This window comes from Pseudomonas sp. Seg1 (assembly GCF_018326005.1).
Lineage (GTDB): Bacteria > Pseudomonadota > Gammaproteobacteria > Pseudomonadales > Pseudomonadaceae > Aquipseudomonas.
Window position 1 is genome coordinate 4,728,516 of sequence record NZ_AP021903.1, and the last position, 17,431, is coordinate 4,745,946.

At 58.7% G+C, this 17,431-nt stretch carries 18 protein-coding genes; 5 read left to right on the forward strand and 13 right to left on the reverse strand.

Translation table 11 applies throughout. From position 1 onward, the window contains the following. From ngg to KI231_RS21165, 3 genes are all read left to right on the forward strand, one after another. Entirely contained in the window at positions 1-1,749 is a 1,749-nt protein-coding gene (gene ngg, locus KI231_RS21155; protein WP_103305650.1) for an N-acetylglutaminylglutamine synthetase, read from the forward strand. 167 nt (positions 1,750-1,916) lie between these two features. Next, on the forward strand, positions 1,917-3,107 hold the full coding sequence (locus KI231_RS21160) for an osmoprotectant NAGGN system M42 family peptidase (protein ID WP_103305649.1): 1,191 nt from the start codon (positions 1,917-1,919) through the stop codon (positions 3,105-3,107). A gap of 262 nt (positions 3,108-3,369) precedes the next feature. Beyond that, positions 3,370-3,597 (forward strand): YheU family protein, encoded by a 228-nt coding sequence (locus tag KI231_RS21165; protein WP_003192759.1) that lies wholly within the window; start codon positions 3,370-3,372, stop codon positions 3,595-3,597. A gap of 5 nt (positions 3,598-3,602) precedes the next feature. Here the strand turns inward: KI231_RS21165 and csrA are convergent, their stop codons facing one another. From csrA to KI231_RS21180, 3 genes are all read right to left on the reverse strand, one after another. Beyond that, positions 3,603-3,788, reverse strand: a complete 186-nt coding sequence (gene csrA / locus KI231_RS21170) for a carbon storage regulator CsrA (RefSeq protein WP_103305648.1) — start codon at positions 3,786-3,788, stop codon at positions 3,603-3,605. Positions 3,789-3,936: 148 nt separating this feature from the next. Continuing rightward, complete coding sequence (locus KI231_RS21175; RefSeq protein WP_213026248.1) at positions 3,937-4,269, reverse strand: YnfA family protein; 333 nt, start codon at positions 4,267-4,269, stop codon at positions 3,937-3,939. A gap of 63 nt (positions 4,270-4,332) precedes the next feature. Continuing rightward, complete coding sequence (locus tag KI231_RS21180; RefSeq protein WP_103305647.1) at positions 4,333-5,148, reverse strand: SDR family oxidoreductase; 816 nt, start codon at positions 5,146-5,148, stop codon at positions 4,333-4,335. 323 nt (positions 5,149-5,471) lie between these two features. Here KI231_RS21180 and KI231_RS21185 point away from each other — a divergent pair, with 323 nt between their 5' ends. Next, positions 5,472-5,630 (forward strand): DUF3309 family protein, encoded by a 159-nt coding sequence (locus KI231_RS21185; protein ID WP_169432680.1) that lies wholly within the window; start codon positions 5,472-5,474, stop codon positions 5,628-5,630. Between the two features lie 73 nt (positions 5,631-5,703). Here the strand turns inward: KI231_RS21185 and KI231_RS21190 are convergent, their stop codons facing one another. From KI231_RS21190 to KI231_RS21235, 10 genes are all read right to left on the reverse strand, one after another. After that, positions 5,704-7,797, reverse strand: coding sequence for an LTA synthase family protein (locus tag KI231_RS21190; RefSeq protein ID WP_213026249.1), 2,094 nt, complete (start codon positions 7,795-7,797; stop codon positions 5,704-5,706). 316 nt (positions 7,798-8,113) lie between these two features. Then, complete coding sequence (locus KI231_RS21195; RefSeq protein ID WP_213026250.1) at positions 8,114-8,719, reverse strand: START domain-containing protein; 606 nt, start codon at positions 8,717-8,719, stop codon at positions 8,114-8,116. Between the two features lie 41 nt (positions 8,720-8,760). Beyond that, positions 8,761-9,015: a YkgJ family cysteine cluster protein gene (locus KI231_RS21200; protein ID WP_007908349.1), complete on the reverse strand. Its 255-nt coding sequence runs from the start codon at positions 9,013-9,015 to the stop codon at positions 8,761-8,763. 166 nt (positions 9,016-9,181) lie between these two features. Beyond that, positions 9,182-9,652, reverse strand: a complete 471-nt coding sequence (locus KI231_RS21205; protein ID WP_213026251.1) for a translation initiation factor 2 — start codon at positions 9,650-9,652, stop codon at positions 9,182-9,184. A gap of 78 nt (positions 9,653-9,730) precedes the next feature. Continuing rightward, the gene (locus KI231_RS21210) at positions 9,731-11,170 is read right to left on the reverse strand and encodes an aminotransferase-like domain-containing protein (protein WP_103305643.1); all 1,440 of its coding nucleotides are present in this window, start codon (positions 11,168-11,170) and stop codon (positions 9,731-9,733) included. A 201-nt stretch (positions 11,171-11,371) separates the two neighbouring features. Beyond that, the gene (locus KI231_RS21215; RefSeq protein WP_213026252.1) at positions 11,372-12,184 is read right to left on the reverse strand and encodes an OmpA family protein; all 813 of its coding nucleotides are present in this window, start codon (positions 12,182-12,184) and stop codon (positions 11,372-11,374) included. After that, on the reverse strand, positions 12,181-12,537 hold the full coding sequence (locus tag KI231_RS21220; protein ID WP_103305641.1) for a DUF4398 domain-containing protein: 357 nt from the start codon (positions 12,535-12,537) through the stop codon (positions 12,181-12,183). The genes KI231_RS21215 and KI231_RS21220 overlap by 4 nt, the downstream gene beginning before the upstream one ends. A gap of 9 nt (positions 12,538-12,546) precedes the next feature. Beyond that, positions 12,547-13,368: a substrate-binding periplasmic protein gene (locus KI231_RS21225; RefSeq protein ID WP_213026253.1), complete on the reverse strand. Its 822-nt coding sequence runs from the start codon at positions 13,366-13,368 to the stop codon at positions 12,547-12,549. 80 nt (positions 13,369-13,448) lie between these two features. Further along, a complete protein-coding gene (locus tag KI231_RS21230; protein ID WP_213026254.1) occupies positions 13,449-14,378 on the reverse strand; it encodes an electron transfer flavoprotein subunit alpha/FixB family protein in 930 nt (309 codons plus the stop codon). A gap of 2 nt (positions 14,379-14,380) precedes the next feature. Then, complete coding sequence (locus KI231_RS21235; protein ID WP_007908338.1) at positions 14,381-15,130, reverse strand: electron transfer flavoprotein subunit beta/FixA family protein; 750 nt, start codon at positions 15,128-15,130, stop codon at positions 14,381-14,383. Between the two features lie 550 nt (positions 15,131-15,680). On the opposite strand from KI231_RS21235, the gene KI231_RS21240 reads away from it, so the two are divergent. After that, positions 15,681-17,345, forward strand: coding sequence for an electron transfer flavoprotein-ubiquinone oxidoreductase (locus KI231_RS21240; RefSeq protein WP_103306674.1), 1,665 nt, complete (start codon positions 15,681-15,683; stop codon positions 17,343-17,345). Positions 17,346-17,431 lie beyond the last annotated feature (86 nt).

Sequence of the window (17,431 nt, forward strand, 5' to 3'; positions counted from 1 at the left end):
ATGAAACCCCACGCCACGGCCATCAACCAACGCCTGATTCGCGGCCAGACGCCGTCGTATGAACGTTTGCAGGCGCGTCTGGCCGAAGACGGCAACGAACTTGCGACCGCCCCGATTGCCGTGCATTGCGGCTGGGGCCGGTTGCTGATCGGCCACACCTTTCCCGACCCGGCAACGCTTGCTCAGGAACTGCTCAACGAGCAACCGGGCGAGCGTGATATCGCCCTGTACGTTGCCGCGCCGCAGCAGATTCTCGGTCTTGAACCGACGCAATTGTTCCTCGATCCGTCCGACACGCTGCGCCTGTGGTTCAGCGATTACCGTCAGGCCACCCGCGTGTTTCGCGGCTTCCGCATTCGACGTGCGCAAAGCGAGGCGGACTGGCAGGCGATCAATCAGCTGTATCAGGCGCGCGGCATGCTGCCGATCGATGCCACGCTGCTCACCCCGCATCATCAGGGCGGCCCGGTGTACTGGCTCGCTGAGGATGACGACAGCGGCGCGGTGATTGGCAGCGTCATGGGCCTGAATCATCACAAGGCCTTCAATGATCCGGAAAACGGCAGCAGCCTGTGGTGCCTCGCGGTTGATCCGCAGTGCTCGCGTCCCGGTGTCGGCGAAGTGCTGGTGCGCCACCTGATCGAACACTTCATGAGTCGCGGTCTGAGCTATCTGGATCTGTCCGTGCTGCACAACAACCGTCAGGCGAAAAACCTCTACGCCAAGCTCGGTTTCCGCAATCTCTCGACCTTCGCGATCAAGCGCAAGAACGGTATCAATCAGACGCTGTTTCTCGGTCCGGGACCGGAAGCCAATTTCAATCCCTATGCACGGATCATCGTCGAGGAAGCTCACCGACGCGGGATCGACGTGCAAGTGGATGATGCCGAGGCCGGATTGTTCACCCTCAGCCATGGCGGGCGCCGCGTGCGTTGCCGTGAATCGCTGAGCGATTTGACCAGTGCGATCAGCATGAGCCTGTGTCAGGACAAAAGCCTGACCCACAAAGCGCTGAAAGCCGCAGGGCTGAAATTGCCCTCGCAACAATTGGCCGGCAACGCTGACGACAATCTAGCGTTTCTCGATGAGCATCAGCGCGTGGTGGTCAAACCGCTCGACGGTGAACAGGGCCAAGGCGTGGCGGTGGATTTGCAAAGCATCGAAGAGGTGCAGCAGGCCATCGAAACGGCGAAGCAGTTCGACAGCCGCGTGCTGCTGGAGAGCTTTCATGAAGGGCTCGATCTGCGAATTCTGGTGATCGGCTTTGAAGTGGTGGCGGCAGCGATTCGTCGTCCGGCGGAAGTGATTGGCGATGGTCAGCATTCGATTGGTGCGCTGATCGAAGCCCAGAGCCGCCGTCGGCAAGCCGCTACGGGCGGCGAAAGCAAAATCCCGCTGGATCATGAAACCCAGCGCACTTTGCATGCGGCCGGTTACGACTACAGCAGCATTCTGCCGGCCGGTGAGCATCTATTCGTACGGCGCACGGCGAATCTGCACACCGGCGGCACCCTGGAAGATGTCACGGCGATTCTGCATCCGACCTTGGTCGATGCGGCCGTGCGGGCGGCGCGGGCGCTGGATATTCCGATGGTCGGCCTCGATCTGATGGTGCCGGCGGCGGATCAGCCGGAGTACGTGTTTATTGAGGCCAATGAACGCGCAGGGCTGGCCAACCATGAGCCGCAGCCGACGGCGGAGCGCTTTGTCGATCTGTTGTTTCCGCACAGTCAGCCGGCTGTTTCTTGAATCTCTGTTATCCGGGCTGACGCCATCGCTGGCGAGCCAGCTCCCACAGTTTTTGTGTGCACCATGAAACGTGTGGGAGCTGGCTTGCCAGCGATGAGGCCCGATCAGGCAACACAAAATTTCCTCTCATCGAAACCATCGATGTGCTCAACCCATCAGGAGTTTCCATGACCACACAAATCCCTGAACCAGATCTCAACTACCTGCAAAAAGTCCTGCTGGAAATGCTCGCCATTCCCAGCCCCACCGGGTTCACCGACACCATCGTGCGCTATGTCGCCGAACGTCTTGAAGAGCTCGGCATTCCCTTCGAAATGACCCGCCGCGGGACCATTCGCGCCACGCTCAAGGGCAAGAAAAACAGCCCCGACCGCGCCGTCTCCGCGCATCTGGACACCATCGGCGCCGCTGTGCGCGCAGTCAAAGACAACGGTCGCCTGACCCTCGCCCCGGTCGGCTGCTGGTCGAGCCGCTTTGCCGAGGGCAGTCGCGTCAGCCTGTTTACCGACAACGGCGTGATTCGCGGCAGCGTGTTGCCGCTGATGGCCTCCGGGCATGCCTTCAACACCGCCGTGGATGAGATGCCGATCAGTTGGGATCACGTCGAACTGCGTCTGGACGCCTACTGCGCGACCAAGGCCGATTGCGATTCGCTGGGCATCAGCGTCGGCGATGTGGTGGCGTTCGATCCGCTGCCGGAGTTCACCGAAAGCGGCCACATCAGCGCCCGCCATCTCGACGACAAGGCCGGCGTTGCCGCGCTGCTGGCATCGCTCAAAGCCATCGTCGACAGCGGCCAGGAACTGATGATCGACTGTCATCCGCTGTTCACCATCACCGAGGAAACCGGCAGCGGCGCGGCGGCGGCATTGCCGTGGGACGTCAGCGAGTTCGTCGGCATCGACATTGCACCGGTCGCGCCGGGGCAGCACTCCAGCGAACACGCGGTGAGCGTGGCCATGCAGGATTCCGGCGGGCCCTACGACTATCACCTGTCGCGGCACTTGCTGCGTCTGGCCGGTGAAAACGAGCTACCGGTGCGCCGCGACCTGTTCCGCTACTACTTCAGCGATGCACACTCGGCGGTGACCGCCGGCCACGACATCCGCACCGCCCTGCTCGCCTTCGGTTGCGACGCGACTCACGGTTACGAGCGCACGCACATCGACAGCCTCGCGGCGCTCAGTCGCTTGCTCGGGGCCTACATTCTGAGCCCGCCGGTATTCGCCAGCGATGCAGCGCCAGCCAATGCGTCACTCGACCGCTTCAGTCATCAGATCGAGCATGACACGCAGATGGAAAGCGATACGCGCGTGCCGTCGGTGGACAGTCTGGTGGGGCAGCGTTCGGAGAGTTAATCCATTTTCTGCGGTGACAGGACCGGCCCCATCGCTGGCAAGCCAGCTCCCACAGGTTCAGGGTGGAACACAGTATGTGTGTACCCCACAAATACTGTGGGAGCTGGCTCCAACAGGTTCAGGGTGGAACACAGTATTTGTGTACCCCTCAAATACTGTGGGAGCTGGCTTGCCAGCGATGAGGCCGGCACAGGCAACACAAAAACTGGCAGCCAAACATCAATCGCCGTAGCATCCCGCCATTGATTTAGCCGAGGTGCCCATGCTCATTCCTTACGACGCCCTTGAAGTCGACACCCTCACCCGCCTGATCGAGGATTTCGTCACCCGCGACGGCACCGACAACGGCGACGACACCCCGTTGGAAACCCGCGTATTGCGCGTGCGCCAGGCGCTGACCAAAGGCCAGGCACTGATCGTCTTCGATCCGGAAAGCGAGCAGTGCCAACTGATGCTCAAACACGACGTGCCCAAGCACCTGTTCGACTGAAAGCCTCAGCGAAGCTTTTCCGTGGCTTGTTTGCGCTGGATCCGCTCATAGACCTCCGAGCGATGCACATTGACCTTCTGTGGCGCTTCGACGCCAAAGCGCACACTGGAACCGTTCACGGACAGAACGCGCAAGGTGATGTCATCACCGATTGAAATCAACTCACCAACGACACGGCTGAGCACAAGCATGAGATTCGTCCTTCAGGGTTAACGAGCCCTGAAGATGCGCGGCTTGCGGCGGCTCTACAATGCGTGGCGAGCAAATCAGTAATGCCCTACGCCGTGCAGCGCGGCCGCCCTTCAGACATTTCCTGCAAATCGTTAAACACGCGTTTTCTCACGCGGCGGAAAAGCGCGGACCAAATAGAATCACGCTGGCACCGATCACGCACAACACCACGCCGATCCAGTCTGAGCCCAGCGGCCGAACCCGCTCGACCACCGCCAGCCAGCCAATCGAAGCCACGATGTAGATCCCGCCATAAGCGGCGTAGGCGCGACCGGCATAGGCCGCCTCGACGCGCGTCAACAACAGCGCGAACAGGGTCAAACTGAGCAGCGCAGGAATCACCCACAAGGCGCTTTTGCCCTGACGCAGCCACATGAAGAAGGCGAAACAACCGGCAATTTCAAACAGCGCCGCGAGGAAGAACCACAGGTAGTTGAGCATTTGCACGTCCAGACAGGGTGACCATTGCGGCCACCCTATCGACGCGTCAAGCCAGGGGCAAGTTTAGCCGTTGTTCTGCTTGGCCTTGGCACGCATCTTTTCGGCCATGGCGGTCATTTCGTTGTAGAGCAGTTGCGGATTCTTCTGTTTGATTGCCCAGGCCATGCGGCCCTGCTCGTGAGGCAAAATCATGAACTCGCCGGCCGCCACTTGCTGATAGATGTAGTCGGCGATGTCCGCAGCAGTAATCGGCGAACTTTCCAGCAACTTGCCGACCTGAGCTTTCATGGCCGGGGTCGGGCCACGGAAAGAATCGAGCAGATTGGTCTGGAAGAACGACGGGCAAACCACATGCACACCGACTTCCTGTTGCGCCAGTTCGATCAACAGACTTTCCGACAACGCCACCACGCCAGCCTTGGCCACGTTGTAGTTGCTCATCGCCGGGCCTTGCATCAGCGCGGCCATGGAGGCGATGTTGATGATCTTGCCTTTGCTTTGTTCAAGCAGCGGCAGGAACGCTTTACAGCCCTTGACCACGCCCATCAGGTTGATCGCGATCTGCCAGTCCCAGTCTTCCAGCGACAGCTCGCTGAAGAACCCGCCCGAGGCGACACCGGCGTTATTGACGATGATGTCGATGCCGCCGAGTTTCTCTTCGCAGGCCTGAGCGAACGCGGTGAGCTGGCTGTAATCACGCACATCGCAGCGCTGGATAAAACCGTCGCCGCCCGCCTCGCGGACCATTTTCAGGGTTTCCTGCAGACCGGGTTCGCTGACGTCGGACAAGGCCAGTCGCCAGCCTTCACGCGCCCAGCGCAGCGCGATTTCGCGACCCAGGCCCGAGCCTGCACCAGTGATCATCATGCGATTTTGCATAGCGGACAGCCTTGTTGTTCCGGGAAAGATGCGCCGAGTGTAGCGAAGGAACCGTGTGGGCCCACGCTCCATCAAGTTGCTGAATGGAGGATCAAAAGATCGCAGCCTGCGGCAGCTCCTACATCGATTCCTGCACGAGTTGCCGCAGGCTGCGATCTTTTGATCATTCGCTGTAAAGGAAATAAGCGAGTAATCCAAATACCTTAAAAAAACATTGAATTTTCTTTCATCCGCACCGGTCGGAATTTATAAGCCGTCTGGAATTACTTAGTCTCCAGTCGCCCCTTGAACAGCAAGACTTCTCGAACACAATCAACAAGGAAATCGACATGGGCACAATTCTTATCATTATCCTGATCCTGTTGCTGATCGGTGGTCTGCCGGTCTTCCCGCACTCCAGAAGTTGGGGTTATGGTCCTTCGGGCATTATCGGCGTGGTGTTGGTCGTGCTGTTGGTACTGTTGTTACTCGGCAGGATATAAAGATTCAGGCATAAAAAAAGAGGCCCTGTTCAGGGCCTCTTTTTTATTGCGCGGATTTTGCGCTAACGAACAATCAGTCCGGCTTGCCGTTAATCACACCGGCGGTGTTGTCCATCAGGCTCTTGGTCGCCGTTTGCAGGAACGACTCCAGCTTGAGTTTCAACTCTTCGGTGCGCGGTGCATTCGGCACGATCTCGGCGTGTGGATTGGCACCCAACTGGTACTGCCACATCTTCGGCCCCATTTCCTTGTCTTTCGGCAGCACGAGGATCTGGTCAGCGGTGACGATGGCGGTGGTCTGCTCACTGCCCGACGGCTTGATTACACCAAAACCGGTATCGCCTGCCGGCAGGTTGAGCAGGTCACGGCCCCAGCACTGATGACGCACTTCGCCACCCAGACGCCCCATGATGGTCGGCACGATGTCGATCTGCGTACCCACGGTGTGGTCACGCGTACCGAACTTCTCCTGAATGCCCGGGGCAATCATCAGCATCGGCACGTTGAAGCGGCCCAGGTCCATTTCGGTGATCTGGCGTTCGTTGCCGAAACCGTGGTCACCGACGATGACAAACAGGGTTTCCTTGAAGTACGGCTCTTTGCGCGCCTTTTCGAAGAACTGACCCAGTGCCCAGTCGGCGTAACGCATGGCGGTCAAGTGTTCGTTGAGCGAACCGCGATCAGTTACGCGCTCGACCGGCAATGGCGTCGGCAGCGCATATGGCGTGTGGTTGGACAGGGTTTGCAGCAATGCGTAGAAAGGCTTGCCGTTTTCCCGCGCCTTCAGCTCGACCAGACCACGGTCGAACATGTCCTGGTCGGACACGCCCCACGTCGGGTCGGAGAACACCGGGTTGACGAAGTCGTTACGGCCAACGAAGTTGGTCATGCCCTGGTTGCTGAAGAAACCCGACTGGTTGTCCCAGGCGAAGTCACCGTTGTAGACGTACACGTCGTCGTAGTCACGGGCACTGAGCAACTGCGGCAGACCGGACAGTTTGTGGCTGCCTTCCGGGGTCTGCATCAGGTATTCGAAACCTGGCAGGTTGGGGAAGCAGGCCATGGTCGCGAACATACCCTGGTGGGTGTGCGTACCGTTGGAGAAGAAGCGGTCGAACAGCAGGCCTTCCTTCGACAACTTGTCCAGATACGGCGTGATGTTGCCCGGTGCCCCCAATGCGCCGACCGAATGACCGGCCATGCTTTCCATCAGGATCACCACAACGTTCTTGATCGGCAGGGTCTTGTCGGCCGGCGGCGTGTACTCGCGGCGCACGGCGGCGATGTCGGCATCGACCAGTTTGTCGTCCGGCATCAGTAGCATGTCGCGCACGACTTTCTGCGCTTGTTCTTGCGGCAGCGTGGCTTTCCAGATGTTGTCGCGATCTTCGCCCATGCGGTCCTTGGCGGCGGCGATCAGCGACAGCGTACCGTTGAGGCCGAGCTGGTTAGCGAAGTTCGAGTCGGTGGTGTAGACGTCGCCCCAGCGCATTGGCGGGCCTTGGCGCAGAGTGCCACGGGCCGCGACCACGCAGATCAGCAGGCAGACCACGAATACCGCAAGACGTGTGTACCACGGCGCCACCTGACGGGTGCTAACGCTGCCACCGCTGAACGGCCCGCGTGGACGCGTGGCACGGTCGGCACCTTTGAATGCCAGAGTCAGAATAACGGTGCCAATCACCCAGGCCAGCAGATAGCGAACCACCGGAAAACCGTACCAGAGCATGCTCATCACGGTTTTCGGGTCTTCTTTCACGTACTGGAACACCAGGCCGTTGAGGCGCTGGTGAAACTCGCGATAGAAGTCCATCTCCATCAGGCCGAGGAACAAGGCAATGCTCGAGGCGATCGTCAGCCACAGACGGAAGAAACCACGTGCAGCCATCGCCCGGGCGCTGAACAGGGCCAGCACCAGCGGAATGCAGACGTAGACCACCAGGCGCAGGTCGAAACGCAGGCCATTGGCGAAAGCTTCGAGGAAGGTCGAGGCCGGGGTGTCGAGGATCATCTCGCGGTTGTAGACCAGCAGCGCGAGGCGCAGCACGGAAAACATCACCATCATGACCAATGCACACAGCAGCGTGTAGGCCAGATGCGATTTGACGGTCGGTTGCAGCAGGCGAGCAGAAGATCGCTGCTGATTCAGGGCGTCCGGGTTTGCCATGTCGTTTTAGGACCCATTGGAAGTTGAAGTTGCAAAAATACAGCGGCGCCATGCCCTCTGTTGGTCATTCCAGACCCCGGGGCGTGCGCGGTGCGCAAATGTTGCACGATCACTCGCACCATTGCCATTGATTACTGCCCCGCCATCCGACACTTTCATTTAAAGCGGCGGCAGACCGGAACAGCGTGCAAACAGCGCGGGTGAATTGTCTTGAACAGGTTGTGAAAATTTCGTGCAACGCATATCTGGAAACACAATATAGATACAAAGCAAAACGCCCCGACTTGATCGGGGCGTTTTGCTGTCTGCGCGACGATTACTTTTCCGCGCGTTCTTTCAGGGCTTTCAGTGTGTTGAACGGCGCATCAACCACAAACTTGTTGGCGACCATCGCCGGGACGCTGCCGCCTGGCTCGGTGTGCACTTGATAGGTCACTTCGACCTGATCGCCTTTCGGTACGAACTTCCAGAAGCCTTTGACCTGAGTGACACGGACAAAACCTTTCTCTTCCGGAATGTACTTCGGCAGACCTTCGAGGTTACGAGTGAGACTGCCATCAGCGCCTTCAACCGTGGTGATGTGCAGCACCGAATCACGCGAGGTCACTGGCCACGGCGTGTTGAACTGAGTGTAGGTCCAGCTTTGATCGCCTTCGTGCTTGAGCAGCTTCTGCGACTTGCATTCGTAGATCCAGGCGCAGGCGCCGGAGACGTCTTCCTGCAAGGCGCGCAGTTTGGCAATGGTGGTCTTCATCAGGGATACACCCTGGTAGGACTTGTAATCAGAACCCGGCACTTCGGCCAGCGAGACCTTGATGCCATCCTGCTCCTTGGCGACCTTCCAGTCCTCAGCCTGAGCGACGGACGTCGCCAGCACAGCAGTCAAACCACACAACACAGCGATACGATGCAGCGAACCCATAGTCTTATTCCTTATTGTTGAAGTTCCGTTCGTTTGACACATCACGCCGCCGTCATTTGCTCCCACCAGCCGATCAATCTGATCGCTTCTTCCGAACTGCTGCCACAGACTTCGACATCAGCAGCGAAGCCGGAACAGACTGCCGGGCGCTCCGGGCGGCCGAAAATGCTGCACAGGTTTTCGACCGAGAGTTGCACGCAACGTTCGCCGGCAGGTTTGCCATCAGGCATGCCGGGAATCGGCGAACTGATGGAAGGGGCAATGCAGCAAGCGCCACAGCCTTCACGGCATTTCATGACGAACAATTCCTCGCGACGGGCGATGTGTAAAAGGCACGCGGAACAGAGTAACCGCTAAAACGGCTGTTTAAAATTCCCTGAACCGGGGTTTTTACGGATAAGTGAATGTGACTGACCAGTCTCCGACAAAGCGTCTGGTTCGCGGGTCACAGATGCATGGCATTTACTGCTTGAATTCAAAATCCAACGCCGCACCTTCCACTTCCCGGCGCTCTTCGTTGCGCAGTTGCAGCTGCATTTCGTTGCTGAGCAAACGGCCGTTGAGCTGGAACCCACTGTTTTTCTCGCCAAAAAACTGCGGTAGGATCGGCTCGCGTTTGGGCAGGACGACGGTACCAGGCGGTTTCAGCTCCTGGACCATGTCCTTGGGCAGGCTCAAGTCCAGTTTGGCCGGCGGCAATTTGGTTTTCACCACTTCGCTGGCAGGTTTCGACTTGGAGGCAATCGGGGTGCGTTTTCTAACGGCTTTTTGCTGCGACTTCTTCGCAGGCGCAGCCTTTTCAACTGCCGCCGATTTTTTTGCTGTGGTCGTCGCTGCCGGTTTTTCCTGAGTCGCAGCCGCCATTACACCAGGCGCATGACTGATCATCAGCAAACAGAACAAAACCCCAGCGGCAGAAAAAATCGCTTTCATGGACCCAACGACACTAACGGCAGAGGGCCATATGCTCGCTTGTTGGACGCTACAAGACAAGCATGTCCGACCGCTCGTTCAGAATCCGCCGGCCGTTTCCTGACACAGTTGGGTCGCCAGCAGGCCCAGCGTCATCAACGCCCGCTCCGCCTCACGGTTCCACGGAATGCCGCAGTTCAGGCGGATACAGTGGTTGAATTGCTCGGTGTTACTGAAAATCAGTCCCGGTGCGATGCTGATGCCCTGCTGCAATGCGCGGACATGCAATTCTTGCGTATTGACTCGCCCCGGCAGACTCACCCAAAGGATGAAACCGCCCGTGGGCCGGGTCATTTGCGTACCTTCGGGGAAGTACTGCTGCACCGCCAACTGGAAGGCACTGAGGTTTTTCCGGTATTCCTGGCGGATGTACCGTAAATGCCGGTCATAACCACCGTTTTCCAGATAGGCGGCAATCGCCATCTGCGTAACGCTACACGCCGAATGCGTGCTGAAGGTCTGCAAACGCTGAATTTCCTGCTGATACTTGCCGGCAATCATCCAGCCGATGCGCACACCGGGCGACAGGGTTTTCGAGAAACTCGAGCAGTAGATCACCCGGTCCAGCCGGTCGTAGGCCTTGAGCGCTTTGGTGCGCCCCTGTTCGAACATCAACTCACCATAGATGTCGTCCTCGACGATCTGGATATCGAAATCCGAGGCTAGGCGCAGCAGTTGTTTCTGACGCTCTTCGGGCATGGTGCCGCCCAGCGGATTGCTCAGGCGAGTGGTGAGCACCAGCGCTTTGATCGACCATTGATTGGCCGCCAGTTGCAGGGCTTCGAGGCTCATACCGGTGGCAGGATCGCTGGGGATTTCGATGACTTTCAGGCCCAACAGGTCGGCCAGTTGCAGCAGACCGTAATAGGTCGGTGATTCGGCGGCGATCAGATCGCCCGGACGGGTCAGCACTCGCAACGACATCTGCAAGGCATCGACGCAGCCGTGGGTGATCACCACTTCCGAGGGATCAACCACCACTCCGGCGTCGCGCATGCGGATCGCCACTTGTCGACGCAGCGGTTCGAAACCCGGGCTGAACATGTAGCTGAACGCACGCGGACTGTGGAAGCGCGTGACTTTGGCCAATTGCTGATGCAATGCCCGCACCGGCAAGTAATCAACACTCGGTACGGCGGCGCCCAACGGGAAGACACCTTCGCGGCGCGACTCGACCAGCACCTGTTGAATGATGCTGCTGCGCGTAACCAGGCCCGGGCGCTCGACCCGGGCGATATCCGGCGTCGGTGCAGTCAGCGCAGGCGTCTGGTGCACGTAATAACCTGATTGCGGCCGCGCACGAATCAGCCCCTGATCCTCGAGGTTGGCGTATGCCTGCAACACCGTCGCATGGCTGACGTTGAGCTGCGAACTCATCTTGCGCACCGAAGGCACGCGCTCCCCCGGTTGATAGACACCACGGCGAATGTCTTCGGCCAGTTGCTGAGCAATACGTTGGTAAAGCAAGAGATTGGTCATGACGCAGCACTCGATTTCACGGGCATTTTATTCTTGTGTGAAACAATACCGGAACAGTTTAGAAGTGTACTGGGACAGTTGTCACTCTAGTCGACCATACAGTGCAGTGTCTGCCACAACTGTATCGATTTGCGAGCTATTCGACAGACGTAAAAAAGCCCGGTACTGCATGACAGCCCGGGCTTTCCAGAGACGCAACCCTTAGCGGGCGGCGCCGAGCTGGCCTTTTTCGTCGGAGAAAACAATTTCAACGCGACGGTTCTGTGCGCGTCCACGCTCGGAAGCGTTGGCGTCCACCGGGTATTCGTCGCCGTAACCCTCAACCTGAATGCGTTTGTCGTCGATGCCCAGATCCATCAGCACATCGGCCACCGATTGCGCGCGGTCGCGGGACAGTTTGAGGTTTTCCTGTTTTCCGCCGGTGCTGTCGGTATAGCCCTCGATGCGTACCACACGCTTCGGGTTCAACTGCAGGAACTGCACGATCTTCAGGACGACACGATTGGCCGAGTTTTTCAGCTCCGCCTCACCCGTGTCGAACAACACATCACCGAGGGTCATCACCAGACCACGATCGGTCTGCGTGGTGGCCAGCGCGACGATTTGTTCTTCGAGCCATTTGCCCTGTTGCTGCACGCTTAGCAGTTTCGATTCACGCAGGGCCAGTTGCATACGCTGACGCTCCAGTTCGAGCTTGGCAGCGCGCTCCTCGTTAAGCACCTGATTGGTATGCTCGCGGGCGATTTCGCTGTAGCGCTGGCTCAGGTAGGCGTAATGCACCACGTCCGAACCACTGCCCCAGTAAGTGGACAGGCGATCGGCACGGGCCAGGGACTCACCGGCGCGAATCACGTCTTTCGGCGCAATACGCAGCACGTTGGAGTCTTCCTTGACCTTCTGGAAATCGGCGCCGGCTTCTTGCAAAGCGGATTCGCTGTGTTGCCCGGCGCAGCCGTAAAGGCTGGCGCAACCGGCGAGGATCAGACCACCGAGAACTCTGGGCTTGAGGCTCATTGGGCGTCTCCCAACTGCTTGCGCAAACGGGCGATGCGAGTGTTGAGCACATTCACCTGTTCTTCGCTCTTTTGGGTCAGCACTTTGGCTTCGGCCAGACGCGCATCCAGTTCGGCCTGTTCCGCGCGCATGCGCGCATTGCGGTAGGACTCGTCAGCCATGTTGCCTTTGGCGCGGTTGTATTTGGTTTCGGCCAGTTTCATTTCCGGCACGTCATCAGCGGTGGCGCCTACGGCCTTGGCCTGGGCAATGGTCTGTTCGGTCAGGCGCATTTGTTCAACGGGTGCCGGATCGGTCGCGCAACCGGCCAGGGCCAGAACGGCCACAGCCGCGAAAAGAGGTCGAATACTCACTAAGAATCCCTACTGTTTTGGGGCACTGACAGGTTGTTGCGGCTTTTGCTGCTGCGCCTTCCAGCGCTCGATATTGCGTTGCAGCGCGGCTTCCGTCAGTCCGGACGCGGGCAATTCTGTCATCTTTTTGGCCAACTGTCCGCGCAACCACGGATCGTTGCACGCCGAGTTATGGGAAACCGCGAGGAACAGCCCCGGCCGATCGATGGGTTGCTCAAACGCCAGCAGGTCATTGGCCATACCCAGCGCCTGCGCGGCGGCCATGCCGGAGTAGCGGCCAGCGAGTACATATTCCACTTCACCCAACAGCAATTTCTGAAAGGCCTGAGTGAGGTTTGCTGTCCGGGTCAGGGTCAGATTCTGCTCGGCGAAAGTGCCGAATGCCTGGGTCATACGAGACTTTTCCGACAAGCCACCCGTATGACCGTGCAGGTCGCGGGCTTCACTGTAAGCCAGCGTCGAGCCCTTGCGGGTCCACACCAGATAGTCGTTTTCCAGCAGTGGCGGATGGATGTAGTCGAGATTTTCCAGCTCGGTGAAGGCCAGCGGCGCATCAGCCAGCATGTCCATGCGCCCGCTGCGCACTTCGTCGAGGGCTTGCGAGCGTTTGCCGGCGTAAAGCAACTCGACCTTTATGCCGAGGTCTTTGGCGACTTGTTGCAACAGGTCGGCGCTCGCACCGATCAGTTGTTTGGGGTTCTGCGGATCCTGCCACAGGTACGGCGGCGCGTCCGGGCTGCCGGTGACGACGAGGCGCTCGCACTTGCCGGCAGCCGCAGCCATCCCCGGCAAGAGGATCAATCCTAATAACAACCTGCGGCGCAGATCCATGGCAAAACGCTCCCGCTCAAATCCGAGTCAAAAAAAAGCCCGACCAAAAGGTCGGGCTCTTTATAAGTGAAGCCGCTGGATTAGACCAGCTTCTCCAGCTCAGGTACCGCTTCGAACAGATCAGCCACGAGACCGTAATCGGCCACCTGGAAGATCGGCGCTTCTTCGTCCTTGTTGATCGCAACGATCACTTTGGAGTCTTTCATGCCGGCCAGGTGCTGGATCGCGCCTGAGATACCGACGGCGATGTACAGCTGTGGCGCAACGATCTTGCCGGTCTGACCGACCTGCATGTCGTTCGGTACGAAACCTGCGTCGACCGCGGCGCGCGAAGCACCCACGGCAGCGCCCAGCTTGTCGGCCAGAGCGTACAGGTGTTTGAAGTTGTCGCCGTTCTGCATGCCGCGGCCGCCGGAAACGACGATCTTGGCAGCGGTCAGTTCCGGACGATCGGACTTGGCCAGTTCTTCGCCGACGAAGCTGGAGATACCAGCGTCGTGCGCAGCGCCAACGACTTCAACAGCAGCCGAACCACCTTCAGCGGCAACCGGGTCGAAACCGGTGGCACGTACGGTGATCACTTTGATCGCAGCGGTCGATTGCACGGTAGCAATGGCGTTACCGGCGTAGATCGGGCGCTTGAAGGTGTCAGCGCTTTCGACCGAGATGATCTCGGAGATCTGGTCAACGTCCAGCGCAGCGGCAACGCGCGGCAGGATGTTTTTGCCGTTAGAGGTCGCGGCAGCCAGGATGTGGCTGTAGCCCTTGCCCAACTCAGCAACCAGAGGAGCAACGTTTTCCGGCAACTGATGCGCGTAAGCGGCATTGTCAGCGTTCAGGACTTTGCTCACACCAGCGATTTTCGCAGCAGCTTCAGCCACGGCGCCAGCGCCAAGACCTGCAACCAGAACGTGAATGTCGCCGCCGATTTTGGCAGCAGCAGCCACGGTGTTCAGTGTGGCCGGAGCCAGCACCTTGTTGTCGTGTTCAGCGATTACCAAGATAGTCATGATCAGATTACCTTCGCTTCGTTTTTCAGTTTCTCGACCAGTTCAGCCACCGACTTGACCTTGATACCTGCGCTGCGTGCAGCCGGCGCTTCGACTTTCAGGGTCTTGTTGGTGGAGGCGGTGGAAACGCCCAAAGCGTCTGGAGTCAGCACTTCGAGAGGCTTCTTCTTGGCTTTCATGATGTTTGGCAGAGACGCGTAGCGCGGCTCGTTCAAACGCAGGTCGGTGGTGACGATCGCTGGCAGTTTCAGCGAAACAGTCTGCGCGCCGCCGTCGATTTCGCGGGTCACGGCAACGCTGTCGCCCGAGACTTCGACTTTCGAAGCGAACGTGCCCTGACCGTAGCCGCTCAGTGCAGCGAGCATCTGGCCGGTCTGGTTGTTGTCGCTGTCGATGGCCTGTTTACCAAGGATCACCAGCTGAGGCTGTTCCTTGTCGACCACAGCCTTGAGCAGCTTGGCCACGGCGAGCGAGGTCAGATCTTCAGCGGATTCGACGAGGATGGCACGGTCGGCACCCAGAGCCAGTGCGGTACGCAGCTGCTCCTGAGCGGTGGTCGGGCCGATGGAGACGACGACGATTTCAGTCGCAACACCTTTCTCTTTCAGGCGTACGGCTTCTTCCACTGCGATTTCGCAGAACGGGTTCATCGACATCTTGACGTTGGCGAGATCGACGCCGGAATTGTCCGCCTTGACGCGAACCTTGACGTTGTAATCCACAACGCGTTTGACAGCTACAAGAACCTTCATGGATTCCTCGTTACTCTCCGGTGAAAAGAAAGTCGCCTAGGCGAACCTGGCGGTTGATGCTCATCAGGCTAAAAGGGCACCTCTAAAAACGCCGACATGGGTGCGGGGTGATTCACGGTGAGAGGAGCTGTGACCGTTCGTCAGTGGTGACTGACAAGTCATGGATCTTCACGCTGTGTAAACTGCGCGCCGGACCTGCGCTGCGCATCACCTTCTACTGCCTGTGCCCTGTCTTTAGAGGTGCTCTTGAAACCGCCAGTCTGCCTACGACGAGCGCAAAACCGCCCGTATCTTGACCGGAACGCCTATTCCGGTCAATACGGCAAAATGGTCGTTCATAAGCCGCGCTTCTTTGATTTCTCTGGGCTGGAGCCAATTCAAACAAACGTTTGTATTGGACGCTCGGAGTGGTGTAGATATAATGCGCCCCCTAGAGAGAAAGGTGGCTTCTCCTTTATCCCCCTTGACGTTAACGTAAAGGCATAACGGATGCGACATCAAACCTCCAAATTAGAAAAAAAACTGTTGAGCCTTGAGTAGGAGATAGCCTGTGGAACGCGAATACATGGAATTCGACGTGGTCATCGTCGGTGCCGGCCCCGCTGGCCTGTCCGCCGCCTGCCGTCTGAAGCAGAAGGCCGCCGAAGCCGGTAAGGAAATCAGCGTCTGCGTGGTCGAAAAAGGCTCCGAAGTCGGCGCACACATCCTGTCCGGTGCTGTATTCGAACCTCGTGCCCTGAACGAGTTGTTCCCGGACTGGAAAGAACTCGGCGCCCCGCTGAACACCCCGGTCACCCGCGACGACATTTTCGTGCTGAAAAACGCCGACAGTGCGCAAAAGATTCCTGACTTCTTTGTGCCCAAGACCATGCACAACGAAGGCAACTACATTATCTCCCTCGGCAACCTGTGCCGCTGGCTGGCCCAGCAGGCCGAGAACCTCGGCGTGGAAATCTACCCGGGCTTCGCCGCTCAGGAAGCATTGATCGACGAAAGCGGCATCGTGCGCGGGATCATCACCGGTGATCTGGGCGTCGACCGTGAAGGTAATCCGAAAGAAGGCCTGTACACCCCGGGCATGGAACTGCGTGGCAAATACACGCTGTTCGCCGAAGGCTGCCGTGGCCACATCGGCAAACAACTGATCAAGCGCTTCAACCTCGACAGCGATGCCGACGCTCAGCACTACGGCATCGGCCTGAAAGAAATCTGGGAAATCGACCCGGCCAAACATCAGCCAGGTCTGGTAGTACACACCGCCGGCTGGCCGCTGGACATCATGGGCACTGAAAACACCGGCGGCTCGTTCCTCTATCACCTGGAAAACAATCAGGTGGTGGTCGGTCTGATCGTTGACCTGTCCTACAGCAACACCTACCTGTCGCCATTCGACGAATTCCAGCGCCTCAAGCATCACCCGGTGCTGGCTCAGTACCTGGAGGGCGGCAAGCGCGTCAGCTACGGCGCCCGCGCGATCTGCAAAGGTGGCCTGAACTCGCTGCCGAAAATGGTCTTCAAGGGCGGTGCGCTGATCGGTTGCGACCTGGGCACTCTGAACTTCGCCAAGATCAAAGGCAGCCACACCGCAATGAAGTCGGGCATGCTCGCCGCAGAATCTGTGGCCGACGCGCTGTTCGCCGAGAAGGATGGCACCGAAGAGCTGACCACTTACGTCGACGCGTTCAAGAAGAGCTGGCTCTACGACGAACTGTTCGCCAGCCGCAACTTCGGCCCGGCGATCCACAAGTTCGGCGCCATCGTCGGCGGTGGTTTCAACTGGCTGGACCAGAACATCTTCGGCGGCAAACTGCCGTTCACCCTTCACGACACCAAGCCGGACTACGCTTGCCTGAAGCTGGCAGCCGACTGCAAAAAGATCGACTACCCGAAACCCGACGGCAAACTCAGCTTCGACAAACTCAGCTCGGTGTTCATCTCCGGTACCAACCACGAAGAAGAACAGCCGTGCCACCTGAAGCTGACCGATCCGAGCATCCCGATCAGCAAGAACCTGCCGCTGTACGACGAACCGGCGCAGCGCTACTGCCCGGCCGGCGTCTACGAAGTGATCACCAAGGAAGATGGCGAGAAACGCTTCCAGATCAACGCCCAGAACTGCGTGCACTGCAAGACCTGTGACATCAAGGACCCTTCGCAGAACATCACCTGGGTCACGCCGGAAGGCGCCGGCGGCCCGACTTATCCAAACATGTAAGTCGAAGCGCTGAACATCAAGGCTCCCGAAATGGGGGCCTTTTTGTTGCCTGCGGTTCAGTGCATCACATCAACACCTGTGGGAGC